Origin of the sequence: Cryobacterium sp. 10C3 (assembly GCF_034314285.1) — a bacterium.
Taxonomy (GTDB): Bacteria; Actinomycetota; Actinomycetes; order Actinomycetales; family Microbacteriaceae; genus Cryobacterium; species Cryobacterium glucosi.
The window spans coordinates 731,900-748,554 of the sequence record NZ_JAVIWF010000002.1 but is presented as its reverse complement, the minus strand read 5'-3'; the positions used below and the strand labels follow the sequence as shown (position 1 = coordinate 748,554).

The 16,655-nt window shown below is 65.5% G+C and carries 20 protein-coding genes and 1 pseudogene; 6 read left to right on the top strand and 15 right to left on the bottom strand.

From position 1 onward, the window contains the following. Positions 1–97: 97 nt before the first annotated feature. The 4 genes from RGU41_RS04175 to RGU41_RS04160 form a co-directional block, all read right to left on the bottom strand. Positions 98–1,045, bottom strand: a complete 948-nt coding sequence (locus tag RGU41_RS04175; protein WP_134447490.1) for an ABC transporter permease — start codon at positions 1,043–1,045, stop codon at positions 98–100. Next, complete coding sequence (locus tag RGU41_RS04170) at positions 1,042–2,313, bottom strand: glycine betaine/L-proline ABC transporter ATP-binding protein (protein WP_322137295.1); 1,272 nt, start codon at positions 2,311–2,313, stop codon at positions 1,042–1,044. The genes RGU41_RS04175 and RGU41_RS04170 overlap by 4 nt, the downstream gene beginning before the upstream one ends. Positions 2,314–2,902: 589 nt before the next feature. Beyond that, a complete protein-coding gene (locus RGU41_RS04165; RefSeq protein WP_322135630.1) occupies positions 2,903–3,523 on the bottom strand; it encodes a class I SAM-dependent methyltransferase in 621 nt (206 codons plus the stop codon). A gap of 355 nt (positions 3,524–3,878) precedes the next feature. After that, positions 3,879–4,166 (bottom strand): metalloregulator ArsR/SmtB family transcription factor, encoded by a 288-nt coding sequence (locus RGU41_RS04160; RefSeq protein ID WP_322135629.1) that lies wholly within the window; start codon positions 4,164–4,166, stop codon positions 3,879–3,881. A 189-nt stretch (positions 4,167–4,355) separates the two neighbouring features. Between RGU41_RS04160 and RGU41_RS04155 the strand changes: the two genes are divergently transcribed. Then, the gene (locus RGU41_RS04155; RefSeq protein ID WP_322135628.1) at positions 4,356–5,405 is read left to right on the top strand and encodes a permease; all 1,050 of its coding nucleotides are present in this window, start codon (positions 4,356–4,358) and stop codon (positions 5,403–5,405) included. Between the two features lie 26 nt (positions 5,406–5,431). Further along, positions 5,432–5,674: a thioredoxin family protein gene (locus RGU41_RS04150; protein ID WP_134447483.1), complete on the top strand. Its 243-nt coding sequence runs from the start codon at positions 5,432–5,434 to the stop codon at positions 5,672–5,674. A gap of 27 nt (positions 5,675–5,701) precedes the next feature. Here the strand turns inward: RGU41_RS04150 and RGU41_RS04145 are convergent, their stop codons facing one another. Further along, a complete protein-coding gene (locus tag RGU41_RS04145; protein ID WP_322135627.1) occupies positions 5,702–6,715 on the bottom strand; it encodes a chloride channel protein in 1,014 nt (337 codons plus the stop codon). 466 nt (positions 6,716–7,181) lie between these two features. Between RGU41_RS04145 and lgt the strand changes: the two genes are divergently transcribed. Beyond that, positions 7,182–8,138: a prolipoprotein diacylglyceryl transferase gene (lgt, locus tag RGU41_RS04140; RefSeq protein ID WP_322135626.1), complete on the top strand. Its 957-nt coding sequence runs from the start codon at positions 7,182–7,184 to the stop codon at positions 8,136–8,138. Here the strand turns inward: lgt and RGU41_RS04135 are convergent. From RGU41_RS04135 to RGU41_RS04125, 3 genes are read right to left on the bottom strand one after another with little or no spacing between them, the layout of a single operon-like run. Continuing rightward, on the bottom strand, positions 8,067–8,408 hold the full coding sequence (locus RGU41_RS04135; protein ID WP_322135625.1) for a DsrE family protein: 342 nt from the start codon (positions 8,406–8,408) through the stop codon (positions 8,067–8,069). The two genes, lgt and RGU41_RS04135, sit on opposite strands and share 72 nt — an antisense overlap. A 56-nt stretch (positions 8,409–8,464) precedes the next feature. Continuing rightward, on the bottom strand, positions 8,465–9,055 hold the full coding sequence (locus RGU41_RS04130; RefSeq protein ID WP_322135624.1) for a hypothetical protein: 591 nt from the start codon (positions 9,053–9,055) through the stop codon (positions 8,465–8,467). Next, positions 8,989–9,507: a hypothetical protein gene (locus RGU41_RS04125; RefSeq protein WP_322135623.1), complete on the bottom strand. Its 519-nt coding sequence runs from the start codon at positions 9,505–9,507 to the stop codon at positions 8,989–8,991. Before RGU41_RS04125 ends, RGU41_RS04130 begins: the two co-directional genes overlap by 67 nt. 235 nt (positions 9,508–9,742) lie before the next feature. Here RGU41_RS04125 and RGU41_RS04120 point away from each other — a divergent pair, with 235 nt between their 5' ends. Continuing rightward, positions 9,743–10,060, top strand: coding sequence for a metal-sensitive transcriptional regulator (locus RGU41_RS04120; protein ID WP_322137294.1), 318 nt, complete (start codon positions 9,743–9,745; stop codon positions 10,058–10,060). Positions 10,061–10,081: 21 nt separating this feature from the next. Here the strand turns inward: RGU41_RS04120 and RGU41_RS04115 are convergent, their stop codons facing one another. The 4 genes and pseudogenes from RGU41_RS04115 to RGU41_RS04100 all read right to left on the bottom strand — a co-directional run bounded on the left by RGU41_RS04115 (position 10,082) and on the right by RGU41_RS04100 (position 13,046). Beyond that, positions 10,082–10,846 carry a sulfite exporter TauE/SafE family protein gene (locus tag RGU41_RS04115; protein ID WP_322135622.1) on the bottom strand — a complete coding sequence of 255 codons (765 nt, stop codon included), beginning with the start codon at positions 10,844–10,846 and terminating at the stop codon, positions 10,082–10,084. Further along, a complete protein-coding gene (locus tag RGU41_RS04110) occupies positions 10,843–11,151 on the bottom strand; it encodes a rhodanese-like domain-containing protein (protein WP_322135621.1) in 309 nt (102 codons plus the stop codon). The genes RGU41_RS04115 and RGU41_RS04110 overlap by 4 nt, the downstream gene beginning before the upstream one ends. Beyond that, positions 11,151–11,648, bottom strand: a pseudogene (locus tag RGU41_RS04105) (HoxN/HupN/NixA family nickel/cobalt transporter); the annotation flags it as partial. The pseudogene RGU41_RS04105 and the gene RGU41_RS04110, both read right to left, overlap by 1 nt. Positions 11,649–11,684: 36 nt before the next feature. Further along, positions 11,685–13,046: an MBL fold metallo-hydrolase gene (locus tag RGU41_RS04100; protein ID WP_322135620.1), complete on the bottom strand. Its 1,362-nt coding sequence runs from the start codon at positions 13,044–13,046 to the stop codon at positions 11,685–11,687. A gap of 155 nt (positions 13,047–13,201) precedes the next feature. On the opposite strand from RGU41_RS04100, the gene trxA reads away from it, so the two are divergent. Beyond that, on the top strand, positions 13,202–13,570 hold the full coding sequence (trxA, locus tag RGU41_RS04095; protein WP_322135619.1) for a thioredoxin: 369 nt from the start codon (positions 13,202–13,204) through the stop codon (positions 13,568–13,570). Positions 13,571–13,604: 34 nt separating this feature from the next. Here the strand turns inward: trxA and RGU41_RS04090 are convergent, their stop codons facing one another. From RGU41_RS04090 to RGU41_RS04080, 3 genes are read right to left on the bottom strand one after another with little or no spacing between them, the layout of a single operon-like run. Then, entirely contained in the window at positions 13,605–14,285 is a 681-nt protein-coding gene (locus RGU41_RS04090) for a HAMP domain-containing sensor histidine kinase (RefSeq protein ID WP_322135618.1), read from the bottom strand. After that, positions 14,228–14,986 carry a hypothetical protein gene (locus RGU41_RS04085; protein ID WP_322135617.1) on the bottom strand — a complete coding sequence of 253 codons (759 nt, stop codon included), beginning with the start codon at positions 14,984–14,986 and terminating at the stop codon, positions 14,228–14,230. The genes RGU41_RS04090 and RGU41_RS04085 overlap by 58 nt, the downstream gene beginning before the upstream one ends. Next, a complete protein-coding gene (locus RGU41_RS04080) occupies positions 14,983–15,672 on the bottom strand; it encodes a response regulator transcription factor (protein ID WP_322135616.1) in 690 nt (229 codons plus the stop codon). The genes RGU41_RS04085 and RGU41_RS04080 overlap by 4 nt, the downstream gene beginning before the upstream one ends. 141 nt (positions 15,673–15,813) lie before the next feature. Here RGU41_RS04080 and RGU41_RS04075 point away from each other — a divergent pair, with 141 nt between their 5' ends. Continuing rightward, positions 15,814–16,536, top strand: coding sequence for a DUF2202 domain-containing protein (locus RGU41_RS04075; RefSeq protein WP_322135615.1), 723 nt, complete (start codon positions 15,814–15,816; stop codon positions 16,534–16,536). The last annotated feature ends 119 nt before the right edge of the window (positions 16,537–16,655 follow it).

Genomic DNA, 16,655 nt, shown 5'->3' with positions numbered 1-16,655 from the left:
GACAGGTGTCTCCGTGAGTATTGGGGGTGCCGGTCAGGACGAACTCGACCGGCTGGAATCGCGGAGTGCCGTGTGAGGTACCCCCGCCAGGTGCAGGTCAGACTCCGGCGGGCTGCGGCGTCTTCACGTCTGCGACGGGCGCGCTGATCGGGCTCTCGGCCGCCACTGCGGCGGCCTGCCGACGGTGCTTGCGCCCGGCAAGGAGACGACCGATCGGTGTGATTCCCGTGCCGAGCGATGCGGTCATCCGGTCGAGGAAGATCGCCAGGATCACGACCGCCAGTCCGGCTTCGAATCCCAGCGACACGTCGATGCGGCTGAGACTCGCCACGACCTGCTGGCCGAGACCGCCGGCGCCGACCATTCCCGCGATGACGACCATCGACAGGGAAAGCATGATGACCTGATTGATTCCGGCCATGACGGTCGGCATCGCCAACGGGAGCTGGATCTGGCGCAGGATTCTCGCCGGGGATGCACCGAATGCCTCGCCCGCCTCGACGACCTCGTGATCAACGCTGCGGATGCCGAGCTCGGTCAGGCGGACGCCCGGTGCCATCGCGAAAATGATCGTCGCCACGATACCGGGCACGACTCCCACCCGGAAGAGGATCAGCGCGGGAATCAGGTAGACGAACGCGGGCATGGTCTGCATGAAGTCGAGAATCGGCCGGATGATCTTGGAGGCCAGGGCGGACTTGGCGGCCAGGATCCCCAGGGGGATGCTCACCAGGATGGCGAGGACGCTCGCCACGAGGACCAGGGCGAGCGAGTCCATCGCGTTCTGCCACTGGTCGACACCCACGATGACGATGAGGCCGATGACGGCGCCCACGGCGAATTTCCAGCCACGGACCATCAGGCCCAGTGCAGCGGCCACGAGGATGATCACCCAGAACGGCGGTGAGGCAAGGACGAGGTCGACGAACTCGTAGGCGCCGTTGAAAATGGTGCGCACGAAATCGAAGAGAAAGCTGAAATTGTCGGTGACGAAGGCGATGAAGTCGTCGGCCCAGCTGCCGAGCGGGATGCGGAAGTCGTTCACAGCTGTGCTCCTTCCAGCGCGGTCTCGCGCAGGGTTTCGGTGATCACGCGGTGCGAGATGGTCGATGGCGGTTCGGTGACCGGCACCTCCCCCGTCGCGGTGGTGACGTTACCGAAAGCGGCGAGCAGGGTGACTCGCGGGATGACACCGAGCAGACGGTTTCGCGCATCGACGACGGCGATCGGCAAGTCGCTCTCCACCGCCAGCTCGACGAGGTCGACCAGTGCGGTATCCGCTGAAACGGCCGTTGCTTCCTTGATGATGGGGCGAAGGTCCGGGTGGCTGGCCTTGACCTGCTTGAGCACATCGCGGTCACGTACGACCCCGACGAAGCCGAGGTCACGCCCGACCACGAACGTGGCGGAGGTCTGCAGGTCGCGCATCGTACGCAGGGCGGCACGCGGGCCGGACGTCACGGTGACCATGGATCGCACCGGCTCCATCACGCTCCCGGCCGTGAGCACCCGGGCCCGGTCGACGTCCTGAACGAACTGGGCGACGTAGTCGTTGGCCGGGTCGGTGAGGATGTCTTCCGGGGTGCCGATCTGCACGATGCGACCGTCGCGCATGACCGCGATCCGGTCCCCCAGGAACATCGCCTCGTTGAGGTCGTGGGTGATGAAAATGATGGTCTTGCCGAGTTCGGCCTGCAGCTCGATGAGCTGTTCCTGCATCTCGCGGCGGATCAGCGGGTCGAGTGCCGAGAACGCCTCGTCCATCAGGAGAACGTCGGTATCGGCGGCGAGCGCCCGACCGAGGCCGACCCTCTGCTGCATCCCGCCGGACAACTCGGACGGCATGCTGTCGGCCCAGCCGTCCAGGCCCACCAGGCGGATGATGGTGCGGGCCTTCGCGAGGCGCTCCGCGCGAGGCATGCCCTGGACCTCGAGGCCGTACGCCACATTGTCGATCACGCTGCGGTGGGGTAGCAGGGCGAAGTGCTGGAAGACCATGGACACGCTCCGGCGACGCACATCGCGCAGCTTGGCGGCCGGGAGTCCAGTAATCCGGGTGTCACCGACGGTCACTGTCCCGGAGGTCGCCTCGAGCAGGCCGTTGAGCATGCGAATCAGGGTGGACTTGCCCGAACCGGACAGTCCCATCACCACGAAGATCTCGCCGCGCCGGACCTCGAAAGAGGCATCGATCACGGCGGCTGTTCCGAGGTGCGCGAGGTCTTCACGACTCGCGCCGCCCTCGAGTTTCTTGACGATGTCATGCGGTCGGCGACCGAATGCCTTGTACAGGTGGTCCGCCTTGACGGCGATTTCGGGTGCTGGGGATGTCGAGGCTGTGTGCTCCGCCGAGGCGGCGAATTCCTGTGCGTGTTCGGCAACGATCTGGGTCACGGATTCTCCGAGCGCGACGACGAAACCGGCTTCGCAGCCGGCACGTCGGGGGCTAGCTGTATCGGGCGGGTAGGCCGAGACCGGCCCTGACGCCGCTGAGCGGCGTGAGCTGGAGCGACCATGGGGCCGCATCCGTCTGGCCTCACCATACGACCGCGGCTCTTCCAGTCTTGCTGGGGCTGCGCGCTCGCGTCCTGATGAGGTTCGTAAGAACATTCACAGCCTAACACCATGAAGGTCTCAGGCCCGTGCCGAGGAGCTGCGTGGACGCTGGCGACGCCACTTAATCAAGAAAGCCCGGTTCCCTTGATTTCGAGGGAACCGGGTAATTGTGGCCTCAACGGGATTCGAACCCGCATGACGATCTTGCCGTCGGCACCTCACGGCGGCGATCAGGAACTGTGCTGGACGGCGCGACCGGTCGGGAAGCGGTCGCGATGCTGGCCCAGGCTCAGGACGAAAAGCTCTTCCGAAAAGCGGGCCCTCGGAGGGTAATTGCCCTCTCGCCTCAGCAGATGGCGACGAGGACCGTGTCGAGGGCGACTCCACCTGTTTCAGCCGGGGACTCGGGGTCGGTGGCCAGGTCGCGGCTGACGGTCTCGCAGCGCAGGATCCGCTTTGGTCCGACGATCGAAGATAGGAGCTCGGGCGTATAGAGAATGTCGGGATTGCCAGGGCCAGGGCCGCCTGCGTCGATGTTGCCTCGGTCGTGACCAAGGACAAGGAGGTGCCCGCCCGGAGCGAGCGAGCCAATCGCCCTGGCCAATACGATTCGAAACAGTTCCTCCGGCAGGTGCAGGTACATCACTGTTACCAGGTCAAAGCGTTCTTCGGTTTGCCAGGTCGTGGCATCTGCGACCAGCCAGTCCACATCGACGCCGGCCGCCCGCGCGTGCTCCCGGGCCTGGCCAATTGCCTCGGCGGAGAAGTCGAGCCCGGTAACGTTCCAGCCGCGGCTGGCCAGCCAGATCGCGTTACGCCCGTCACCTGAGGCCATGTCGAGGGCGAGCCCCGGGGTCCAGGGCGAAACAATGTCCTGCACGAGCTTTGCTGGTACGGCCGACCAGAGCCTGGCGTGGTCGCCGTCCCGTGCCTGCCGGTAACGACTATCCCACTCGTTCGCGTCCACTGTGAGGTCCCTTCGATCAATCCGGCATCCGGCGTGGCGATTGTCGCACGGTTCGCTGTCGGGAACCGAGCGAGCGTCAAGGGTTGGAGAAGCATCCACGAGTGCGGCCAGCCCGGAAACGGGATCCTCGTCCGAGCGGCCTGCTCGAAAGCCCTACCGGTCGTGAACGCTTGCGAAGAGGCCGCCTATTGGACGACGACCAGGGATGGGATGGGGCGAACGCTGGTGCGGCGATTCTCAACGGCACCTACCGCTTATGCGCTCGCGACACAGATAGAGTTGGCGCCCCTGAGCACCTAGGAGCCGATAGAACGGGCACCGCAGGCGTTCACGTGAGGATTGCGCTCGGGTCGGCTCAGACTACCTGGGTCAGTTCGCGGGTAGCCGTGTCGAGCGTGCGCGCGATGGCGTGAATGGCCTCTGGAACGACGCGGTAGTGCACACTCATCCCGTGTCGTTCCTTGGTGAGGATGCCGCTGGTTTCGAGTTTCTTGAGGTGGTGACTGACCGTTGGCTCAGAAAGCTTGACAACGGGGGCCAGGTCGCACGTACACGCTTCCTGGTCCGGCTGGGCCAGAAGGTAGGCCAGGAGCTGCAGGCGGGTGGGATCAGCCAGAGCCTTGAGGCGGACCGCGAGTGCCATCGCATCGTCCAAGGCCAGCGTGGCGCTAGCGCCCAGGGGATCGCAACAGATCGGCGAGGCGTCCTCCAGGAGGGGAAGGGTCTTGGGCATGGGTCCATCATCCCACCTTCTTGACATATATCAAAGAGGTGGCACACTAATGATTAGACGCACGTCGAATACGTATGCGTTCCTAGTCAAGGAGTCCTCGTGAACATCGCCGAACGGATACCGACCACGACCCGCGGCCGGGTCGGCGTCCTGATTGCGGGGATCGGCGTGTGGGCGCTGGCCTACTGGGCCAACGAGTGGCTCTGGAACGTCATCCTCTACGATGCGTTCGGCCTCGACCCGAAGAACCAGATCACCGAGACCATCCACTTCTTCCTCTACGACTCGCTGAAGATCCTGCTCCTGCTCGTCATCATCATCTTCGCCTCCACCGTGCTCCGCTCCTTCATGAGCGTGGAGCGCACGCGGGCCTTCCTCGGCGGCAAACGCGAGGGCGTCGGGAACCTCCTCGCGGCGGCCCTGGGCGTCATCACCCCGTTCTGCTCTTGCAGCGCCGTGCCCGCCTTCATAGGCTTCGTCGCTGCGGGCGTACCGATCGGCGTCACGACGAGCTTCCTGATCGCGAGCCCCCTCGTAAACGAGATCGCCATCGGCCTGCTCTTGACCCTTTTCGGGTGGCAGATCACCGCCCTCTACGTAGTCTCCGGTCTGACCATCGCAGTCGTGTCCGGTTACATCCTGGGTCGCCTGCACGTCGAACGCTGGGTCGAACCCTTCGTCTTCGATGTAAAGCTCGGCGGCCAGATCATTGATCCCTCCCTCGGCCTGACCTTTGGGCAGCGGATGCAGATGGGTGTCGAAGAGGTCAGGAGCCTGATCGCAAAGATCTGGGTCTACCTCCTCGTCGGCATCGGTCTCGGAGCCCTGATTCACGGTTGGGCACCGACCGACTTCTTCGCCACCTACGCCGGCCCTGGCAACCCCTTCGGCGTGCTGATCGCCGTTCTCATCGGCGTCCCGCTCTACTCCAACGCCGCCGGGGTAATGCCCTTGGTCGCAGCCCTCTACGACAAGGGCCTGCCGATGGGCACCCTGCTCGCGTTCATGATGGCCGTCGTCGCACTGTCCCTGCCAGAGATGATCCTGCTCCGCCGGGTGCTCAAGCCCCAGCTCCTCGCGATCTTCATCACGACCACCGGCCTCGGTATCGTCGCCGTCGGCTACCTCTTCAACGCCATCCTGGCTTGATCACCGCACCCGAAAGGAATCCCCTCATGAACATCAAGATCCTCGGCCCCGGCTGCCGCAATTGCGTCAACCTCACCAAGGCTGCCACCACCGCCGTCGCCGAACTCGGCCTCGAGGCCAGCATCGAAAAAGTCGAGGACTACACCGCTATCCTCGGATATGGCGTGATGAGCACCCCTGCCCTCGTCATCAACGAGAAAGTCGTCGTCTCCGGCCGTGTACCGACCCTCGCCGAAGTGCGTACACTCCTGACTGCCGCGAGCCACTGACCGGACTCCATCAGCACATGATCCGCGTTAGTCAATGCCGAGGAACCGTCTCCGCCCGAGGAGGTATTCCACGACGACAGCACCCGCAACCGCAAGCGTCATGGGGATCAGCAGTGCCGGTCCCTGCCCGGTGAATTCGAGCACCAGGACCAGAGCTGTCAGGGGTGCGCGCATGGCAGCGCCGAGGAATGCGGCCGCGCCCACCAGAGCGAAGGCCGCCACCGGAGTACCGGGCCACAACGTGCCCCAGAGCCCTCCGGTCACGATGCCGAACGCGGCACCGATCGCGAGCGAGGGCGTCAGAGTTCCTCCGGCGGCACCGCTGCCGATCGTGGCGATCGTGACTCCTACCTTGGCAACGAGGAGCACCGCCACCAGCCCGATCGGCACGACGGCGTCGAACGCGGTCTGGCCGAGTGAACGTCCATTGCCGAGAATTTCTGGAAGTAGGAGCGACAGTAGTCCAATGGCCGAGAACACCAGCGGCATGACGACCAGAATCAGCCAGCCCTGCGGACGCCGTTTCTCGGCCCCGGCGGCCAGTCGCACGAAACCGACCGCAGCGAACCCGATCACGGGTCCGGCAAGAAGAGACCAGACCAGGAGCGATGGGGTCTGAGTGAACTGCGGCACGGAGTACAGCGGGGTCGTGGGCACAACGATTTGCGCGACCAGTGTCGCGATCGCGGACGTGGCGAGGGCCGGCAGCACCGTGGCCAGAGTCAGCTCGGCGAGCAGGATCTCGACGGTGAAGAGCGCACCCCCGAGCGGCACGTTATAGACCGCGGCGAGCCCTGCCCCGGCGCCGCACGCGACCAGAACACGACGTTCGCGGGCAGTGACGCCTGCCTTCTCGCTGAGCCAGCCCGCCGCCAGTGCGCCCAGCTCGCGGGGGCCATCTCGCGGCCGATCGACGCGCCCAACCCGACGATCACGATCTGCAAGGCCGAGTTCACCAGGGTCGCGAGCACGGGCATCCGCTCGCCGGCAACGCTTCGGTTCACCGGGACGATGGGTCGCCCCCAGCGACGCACGGCCCACCAGCCGACGGCACCGATCACGCCCGCAACGCACAAGGCGATCACGCGCGTCTGCGGTGCGGACCTGGCCAGCCCGTCGAGATAGGTACCTTCGGAGTAGCCGTAGGCGAGGTGTTGAATCGCTCGAAGGAGGACGCTCACCGCGAGCCCGCCCAAACCTGCCCCGACACCGACGAGCGCCGTGACCACGACGATTCGGGCGACCCACGACGGAGTAACCGAATTCGGGACGGGCCTCACGTTTCGATCGTAGCGTTCGGGGATCGCTCCATTGGGTGCACCGCTCCCTCACGGGTCGCCCCTCTATGAGAACCTTCCCAGCATCCGCCTATGCGGCTGCACTGGTGCGGGGCACCCAGCGGACCCGAATAAGCTTTGGGCGGTTCGAGACATCGGACCCCTCCGGAACCTCTGGGAGACCTTCGTCCGCCAGCTGCGCCGAGACCGACGATCGAAAGGTGAACACGGTGCTTCACACCAGCATTCCGAGCCCATCCATCAGTTTTTTCGATCTGGGACCCCTGCGTGTTCACTTCTATGCGCTCTGCATCCTGACCGGCATCGTCATCGCCGTCTGGTTGTCCTCGGCGCGGTTGACGGCTCGTGGCGGCAAGCCGGGCATGGTGATGGACATCGCCACGTGGACGGTCCCGATCGGAATCGTCGGCGGTCGCCTGTACCACGTCGTCACTCATCCGACCGATTATTTCTTCCCCGGCGCGGATCTCTGGAAGGTGCTGTTCGTCTGGGAGGGCGGACTCGCGATCTTCGGTTCGATCCTCTTCGGCAGCATCGGAGCTTATATCGGCTGCCGTCGGGCCGGCATCAGATTCTTCTCGTTCGCTGACGCCCTCGCCCCCGGCCTGCTCCTCGCGCAGGCGTTCGGCCGCTTCGGGAACTACTTCAACCACGAGCTCTATGGTGGCCCGACGACCCTCCCCTGGGGACTCGAGATCGAGTCGACGAACGCGGCCTTCCCCACGGGGCTGCCGGCCGGGACGCTCTTCCAGCCGCTCTTCCTCTACGAAATGATCTGGAACGCGATCGGTGTCGTGCTGATCATCTTCGTGCTCGAGCGCCGGTTCAACCTCCGCTGGGGCAAGGCCCTCGGCTTCTACCTGCTCTGGTACGGCGCCGGACGGGCGTTCCTCGAGTCGCTCCGCCTGGACCCGACCGAGTATTTCCTCTTCGGCCTCAAGATCAACGTGGACATCGCGCTCCTCGCCGCCATCGCCGGGATCGTCCTCATCATCGTCCAAACCCGGCGCCACCCCGGACCGGAACTGTCGATCTACCGGAATCCGGAGGAGCCCCCGGCCGACGGCCTGACCGCGACGGATGCCCCGTCCGGCTCACACGCGGATGTAAGCCCAGCCCTCGAACTGCCGAGCGGTCAGATGGGCGACAGCCGCAGGGACGACTGACACACTCGGCAGCAAATCAGCGGCGTCCAGCCCGACGGACCGCATGCTGTTCTGGCAGGACAGCACCCGCACGGGCGTTGCAGCGAGCTCGGTCAGGGCGTTTTCCAGGTCCGATCGCGCGCGCAGGAACAACACGACCGACCCCTGGACCACGATCTCGATCGTGAGCGTCGGGAGTTGGGCGCTGGCATTGAGCGCGGATCGGATGCCGGCCTGGATCAGTGGCGCATCGGCGCCGCTGACGTGCAGGAGGAGCCCGGCACCGGTCACTGCTTGACCGCGCCCGCCACCGTCAGGCTCCGTGTCGTAGGCTGTCCCGACCTCCGTCACGGACGGCCGCCGACTCTCGGGAACAACGGGCGGCACGTCGTGCATACTTCGCCGTCTTCGGTGCCGTCGATGTCGCCTGACGTACCTGACCGACGCTGGCTACGCGTTGCCTTGTATTCGCTATTCAGCCGTGCCAGCAATGCCCACACCAACAACGCGATCGCCGCGACGCCGACGACAGGACGAATGCTCGGCTCGAGCAGAGGCACTGCAGTGCGCAGATCGGTCGACAGATAGAGCGAGATCAGGCCGAGCGCCGGCCAGCGAAGATCACACAGGGTGGCATCCGCACCGATCGGTGCATCGACGTAGCTGGCCACGACCAGACCGATCAGGCAAGCACCCCCTACCGTGACCGCATCCGCCCACCAGGGACCGGGGAACACCAGGGACCCGCGAACGATCGCGACGGTTCCGGATGCGAGCGTCAGTCCGGTCAGGGCCATCGCGGCGACGGTAACGATGATCAGCCGACGACGTGTCGGCCAGGACCGCAGTTCACGAATCATGCCCGGAATTCTCATCTGGTCAATGCCTCCCGGCTCGGTACAACGATGGGACTCGGCGCAGCAGACGCCAAAGTGCATGAGCTCTCCCGAGTGAGGCGGGCATGCAACGCCCAGCCCAGCAGAAGGATGGATGCCCCGGCCAGGTACGGCTGCACCGGCTCGAAGAACTGCAGCGCTCCGCTTGCACCGAGGGCGAGGCGAACGATCTTGTTGCATACGGGGCAACCGACCGCGAAGAAGGTGATCATCCATCCGGCCATACCGAGTCGTCCCTCTGCGCGACGGGGCGCTGCACCCTCCGGGTACGCGACGTATGTGGCGGACACGAGCCCGGCGAGTATCGCGCTCGCGGCGAGCACCGGCCAGGACCAGGACGTCGGGGCGACTGCGCGTGCGAAGAACGGCGTGTCGATCAAGTCGGTCGGAATCGCGATGACCAGGTAGGTGCCGACCGCAGCAGCGAGCGCGATCCACCAGCGGCGGGCCGGCCATCGCCGGAGGGATGCGCCCGCATTCAGGATGGAATCCACCAGCCGTCTCGCCATCCCTCGCTCTGAGTCGACTCCGACAGTTCGTCCGTTCTGCATAGCTGGCCTCATCACACATAGGAAGGGATATCCGCGAAAGCGTATATACCCATAGGGGTATTTTTATACGGTACGGGGTATTCTTTTGAGGGTCAACCTCACCCGAGCACATGGACACCTCGCGCCAGCACAGGAGCACCGAATGGCATCATCCCCAGAATCTGCGCCAAACCTGCAGATCCCTTCAGCGTCTCGCCGCGACGAACCGGTCGCCGCCTCCCCCGCACCGACCACATCCGACGACCTACGCAAGACCGTCAACAGGCTCAAACGCGCCCAAGGGCAGTTGGCCGCCGTCATTGCCGCTGTTGAGTCAGGCGCGGATTGCCGAACGGTTGTCACGCAGCTCGCAGCGGTATCCAGCGCGATCGACCGTGCTGGGTTCACGATCATCTCAACGGCGATGAAAGAATGCCTCAGCGAAACAAACACCGACTCGGCAAGGACGCCGCTCCGGGTGGAAGAACTCGAGAAGCTCTTCCTGGCGTTGTCCTAGGCACGTGCGGCTGACGTGCGTTCAGCCGATCAGTGCCGTGATCGCTACATAGGCCGCGACACCGAGAACCAGGACAGCGAACCCCCGCTTGAGGACAGTGTCGGACAGGCCTCGTCCGAGCCGGCCCGCTACCAGGGATGAACCCATGGCAGACGCGGCGAACGCGCCAGTGACCGCCCAGTCGATCTGGACCTCGTCGAGGTGCGCTGCAAATCCGGCGACGGAATTAATGACGATGATGACCAGCGAGGTGCCCACCGTCACGCCCATCGGCAGGCCGAGGACCAGCGTGAGTGCCGGCACGATGAGGAATCCCCCGCCGACGCCGAGCAGTCCGGTGAGAAATCCGACCACGGCACCGGCGGCAAGAGCCCTGGGCAGGCAACTGCGCCAGTTGACACGTCCCCCGGGAAGAGCACAGGGGCCACCGGCCGACCGGGTTGGGAGGAACATTCTCACGCCGGCGATCACCATGATCACCGAGAAGGCGCCGAGAAGCACGCGCTGGTCGAGCATCCGGTTGACCGTCGTGCCCAGGTAGGCGGTGGCCACTCCGGCCACGCCGATGATGAAGGCGAGGCGCCAATGCACGCCGCGGCGAAGCCGTGGGAGCACGGCAACGGCGGAGGCTGCTCCGACTACGATCAGGGAGCTCGGAATGGCCTCGGCGAGGGGCAGGCCTAGCCCGTAGACAAGGGCGGGGACCGCGAGTATCGACCCGCCCCCGCCGACCAGGCCTAGCAGCGCCCCGACGATCACGCCCAGGACGAGGGCAATGACGATCACGGAAGCTGGGGCATAACCAGTGGGAGGCCGGCAGCCGCCCATTCGAGCATGCCTCCCGGCATAGTGTGCGCGTCAAAACCGGCCTCGGTCAGATGCTCGGCGGCGACAGCGCTCCGACGCCCACTCCGACACACAATGATGACGGGAGGGGTCGGGTCCAGGGTCGCGTGGCTGCCACGAATCGCACCCAGCGGGATGTGCTGCGCGCCGGAGATCATCCCGTCAACCAGTTCATCGCTTTCTCGAACGTCGATGATCTGGGCCTCGCCACGTGGGGTGAATACCTGCTGGGGAGTGAGTTCCATTAAAGGCGCCTTTCTAGTGAGGTGTCGGTACGGTATCTCGACCACAAAACCGCGGAGAGCAGGACGAGCGTGAAGCCGCCGACCAGGATTGGGCCCACGGCGTCGGGGCCGATGGTCGCAATGAGGTCAAGAGTTCCCCAGCCGATGCCGAGATCGGTGAAGAGGGATAACAGGCCCATTCCCCCAACGAAGAATGCGACGAATACGGATACCCCGGTCACGATGAGGTTGTGATACACCTTCCGAAGCGGGTCCGTGGACGCGCACTGGTAGACACGATTCATCAGGATTCCGTCGGCGCTGTAGAACAACGCCATTCCGGCCATGAAAACGACGGGGAGAGCCAATGCCGCGTACCACGGCAGGTCGGGCGTGAGCACCCCGGCGACGACGAGCAGGCTGATTGACGCAGCCGTATCCAACCCCAACCCGAAAAGCACTCCGATTGGGAACATCTTCCAGGGAGTATCGACAAGCCTGGAAGGCTTCGCCTCTCGGCCGAGTGTCCTGCCGTTCGGAGCACGGTCACGGTGCTAGACGGCCTTCTCAGCCATCGGCATGCCGGCCGATTCGACATCGGCGAAGGAGGCGTCCACGTGCACGATGTCCCGGCCCGCACGCTGAAGCAAACTCGCGGCAACGCCGGCACGGTAACCCGATCCGCAGTGCACCCAGATGGTGCCCGCCGGGATCTCGTCCATCCGGGAAAGGATCTCGTGCAGTGGCACGTTGACCGCGCCGATCAGGTGCCCGTCGGCGAACTCGTCGGTGCGTCGCGCGTCCAGAAGCACGTCGCCTGCGGCGTGGTCGCGCGCGAGTTCCGCCCAGCCGACGCGGGGATAGGAATCAACCGGGGCATCCGGGGCGAGCGCGTGCGGCTCGGTGCCGATGGCGGCATCCGGGGAATCGATGCCGATCCGCGACAGGTCACGGATTGCGTCTTCGACGTCGGCGTGTGTGCCGACGAGGGTGAGTTTCTCGTCCCAGGGCAGAACCCAACCGAGATAGGTCGTGAAGTTGGAACCATTGCCATACTCGAAGCTCACGGCCCCCTGCAGGTGGCCACTGGAGAACGCGACGCGATTACGCAGGTCGACGACCCATTCACCGTCGGCGAGCCTGCGGGCGAGCTCTGCGGCATCCAGAGACTCGGGCACCTCGAGGTCAGCCGGACCGGGACCCTGCATGTTGGCCGGTGCCATGTGCGCGTAATACGACGGGTACGCGGTGAGGTTGGCGATCAACGTGGCGACGAAGTGCTCCTCATCGGCGTCGATCAGGGCGTGGTTGGTCGTGATCTGCTCGCCGATGGTGGATGAGCCGGATCCGGTGGCGGGGCCGCTGGAGCAGAACGAGCCGAACCCGTGTGTCGGGAAGAGCCCCGCGTCGTGCTGGGCTTCGTGCACGAGCTTGCGCACGGACGCGTACTGGTCATGGGTGAGTCCGACGGTGTCGATGGCGGCAACCAGGTCGGTACGTCCGACGGAACCGTACAACAGGCTTCCACCGGAGAAGACGGCGTCAGTAGTGCCATCGCTGACGATGTAGGAAACGTGGGTGTGCGTATGCCCCGGGGTGGCGACGACGGCGACGCTGAAGGCGCCGATCTGGATGATCTGGCCGTCCGTGACCGGTTCTCGTTCAAACAAAACGGGGTCGGCCGCGTTGACCAGGTACTTGGCGCCGTGCGCCTGGGCAAGATCGTACCCACCGGTCACATAGTCATTGTGCAGATGGGTCTCGGCAACGTGGGTGATCGTGACCCCCGCTTCGAGGGCAGCGGCCTCCACTCGGTCGGTGTCGCGTTGCGGGTCGATGACAAGCGCCACGACGCCGTCATGCACCAGGTAGCTGCGATCTCCCAGTTGCGGGGTTTCGATGACGATGACGTCCATGGTCCGTGGTCCTCCAGGTCTCGATGCGGATCGGCTCTATCGCATCACAATACCCCCGGGGGTATTTGTTCGCAAGAGAGGGCACGTCCGGGCACAGACATGTCGAGCGCATGGCTACCTTGCAGGAAATACCCTAGGGGGTAGATTATCGGACCATGGTTACCACTGACATCACCGAAAAGACTTTCGACGAGACCATCACCGACAACAGCGTCGTGCTGGTGGACTTCTGGGCCGGCTGGTGCGGCCCGTGCCGCATGTTCGCGCCAACTTTCGCGGCCGCGTCGGAGAAGCACCCCGAGATCATCTTCGCGAAGGTCGACACTGAGGCAGAACAGGGCCTGGCTGCCGCGGCCGGCATCCGCTCCATTCCCACCCTGATGGCATTCCGGGACAAGATCCTCGTCTTCTCCCAGCCCGGAGCGCTCAACGCCTCGTCCCTCGACGAGGTGATCGCCGGCGTGCAGGCTTTGGACATGGATGCGGTGCGCGCGAGCATCTCCGCGCGGCAAACGACGGCCTGACCTGCCAACGGCGCATGGTTCGAACTCGCCGGCCCTAGCCCGTGGCGGGCAGCCGGATAGTGATTCTGGTTCCCTCACCTGGTGCGGACGTCGCCTGGATAGTCCCGCCGTGGCTGCTGACGATTTCGCGCGCGACAGCGAGCCCGATGCCCGAACCGGCGACCTGTTCCGCCGCACTGCCCCGCCACAAGCGGTCGAAGATGTGTGGGAGTTCTTCCGGCGGGATGCCCGGCCCGGTATCGGCGACCGAGAGCACCGCCTGTCCGTGGTCGACGGAGATCGTGACGGTCACTCTGTCACCCGGCCGGCAATATCGGGCTGCATTGGCGAGGAGATTGCCGATGGCCTGGTGCAGGCGGTCGGCATCCGCCCGCACGAATGCGGGTCCCCCGGGCTCGAGTGTCAGGGTGAGCTCGGCAGCGCGCAGTTGGGGTTCCCGGAGGGCACACTCGTTCCGGGCGACCTGCGCCAGGTCGACGGATGCGAGGTGCAGGGAGAGTCCAGCGGTTTCCACCGCCGACAATTCGGCCAGATCGGTCACCACCCGGCCCAGGCGCAGCGACTGGTCGTGCAGGCCGGCGAGGCCCTCCGGCGTGGGCTGCACGAGTCCGTCGCGCAACTCCTCCAGTCCGGCCTGCAACGCCGCCAGCGGGGTTCTCAGTTCGTGGGCCACATCGGCCGTGAGGTTGCGCCGGTCGCGATCGGACCGAACCACGGCATCCGCCATGCCGTTGAAGGCGACGGCCAGCTCGCCGAGCTCCCCGGGCCGGGACCCGTGGCACGGGAGTTCCGATCGCCGGCCGTGAACGACCGTGCGGCCCCCGTGATCGCCTGGATGGGCCGAACGAGGAGCCGCGTGACCAGGAAGCTCGCGCCGAGTGCCATGACAAGTGCCACGATGGCGGCCACGGCGATCCAGGGCCAGGCCACGTCGACGACCTGCGTCGCAACCATGGTGCCGAAGTTCATTCGAACGGTGCCGATCTGGCTACCCTCGCTCACGATCGGCGCCGACACCACCGTCTGGCCCATCCCGGAGCCCTGCCCCATTCCCTGGCCCATACCCTGGCCCATTCCCTGATTGTTGGCACTTCCGCTGTTGTCAGCACTGGATTGAAGGGTGGTACCGTTCACGTCGAGAATGGCGAGTCGGGCCGACGCCGCCTCGCCGATCGCGAAGACGCGGCCCAGATCGGCCTGTTCCCAACCACCACCAGAACGGTAGGCGTCGGCAGCCGCCGCCGCGGCGGCCGCAACAACCCGTTCGCGGTCGGCCTGCTGCGAAACCTGCACTCCGCGATCCACACCCACCAGGGCCGCGCCGGTGAGCACGGCCACCGACGAGACCGCGACCAGGATGAACGCGAGCAGGAACCGACGTCCGAGTGGGCCGAGCCCAAGACCACGGGTCGTCATGACGCATCGTCCCGCCGGAGAGCAAGCCGGTAACCGACGCCGAGAACCGTCTCCAAAACTTCCGCTCCCGAGGCCCCGAGCTTGCGCCGGAGGTTCTTGATGTGGGAGTCGATGGTGCGCTCGTAGCCGGCATACTCGTAGCCGCGCACCCGGTTGACCAGCTCGTAACGCGAGTACGCCCGCCCGGGCGCGGCCGCGACCGCGGCCAGAAGCCCCCATTCGGTAGGGGTCAGATCGAGGAGGGCTTCGTCCAGCCACGCTTTGTGCGAGGCCTCATCGATGCGGAGCCGCCCGTTGCCGTAGGCGACAGGGCCGGCCTCCCCGGGCAGTCCGCTGTATCGGTGGAGCACGGCCTGCACCCGAAGCACCACCTCGGCGGGACTGAACGGCTTGGTCACGTAGTCATCGGCGCCCAGCTCGAGGCCGTGAATCCGGTCGTCCGTGCTGCTGCGGGCCGTCAGCACGATCACGGGAAGGTTCTGCATTCCGTGGGCCTCGCGGAGGATCTCGGTGCCATCGATGTCGGGAAGGCCGAGGTCGAGGAGTACGAGGTCTGCCGAGTCGAGCAGACGCAGCGCCTCCGCTCCCGACGCGGTCGTCAGCACCGAGAATCCAGCCCGTTCCAGATACCGACGGAGCACGTCCCGGATGTCACGTTCGTCCTCGACGACCAGCACTGTTGGCATAACTTCACCCTATCCGCCGCCCCCGTCCGCGGTGGCGGCGCCTTCAGTTCTCCACGCGATCTCCACACACCCGGCAGACCCCCTGCACCGCGGGGAGGGAGTTTGTAGGTAGCAACAACCCACAATCTGAAGGAGCACATCATGCGCAAGGGAATCATCATCACCACGGCGATCGCCAGCGGAGTCGTCATCACCGCCCTCATCGCCACACCGAGCATCGCCGCCATGAACCGCGGCGGGGATCCGCAGGGTACCGGACCAACAGCATCCAGCATCCAGCCATACGCCCAAACTGAGCACATGAACCGCATGGGCGACGGCATGGGCTCCGCCTCCGAGATGGGCGCAGGCATGGGCGCAGGAAACCGTGCCGGCATGCAGGGCGACACCAGCAAGGGTATGGGCATGGGCGCCGGCCTCGCCGACGTGGCCAGCGGCACGATGAACGATGAGCAAAAGGCCAGCCTCACTGCGCTGGCGGCCGAGGAGAAGGTAGCCCATGACCTGTATGTCGCCTTCGCCGAGAAGTATGACGTGGCGGTCTTCAGCCGGATCGCCCGGTCTGAGACGATGCACCTGGATGCCGTTCGCACTCTTCTGGAGCGCTACAGCATCACCGACCCGACCATCGGCCTCGAGGTCGGAAGGTTCCCGACCGACGCCAGCCAAAAGCTCTACGACACCCTGCTTTCCCAGGGCTCAGCGAGCGTGGACGCGGCCAGGGAAACGGCCCGCACGGTCGAGACGACCGACATCGCCGACCTGACGGCGGCTTCGGCCGGAGTCACCGCTCCCGACGTTCTGGCCGTTTACGAGCACCTGCTCACCGCCTCGCAGCACCACCTGTCCGCCTTCGGCGGCTGACACGAACAGACGGTGGAGGGGCGTCCATAGACCGTGGGCGCCCCTCTTCCCTCCCTGCGATGGACCGACAGCGCGAAAGCAATACCCCATTAGATATAAGCGATACCCCCTTAGGTATA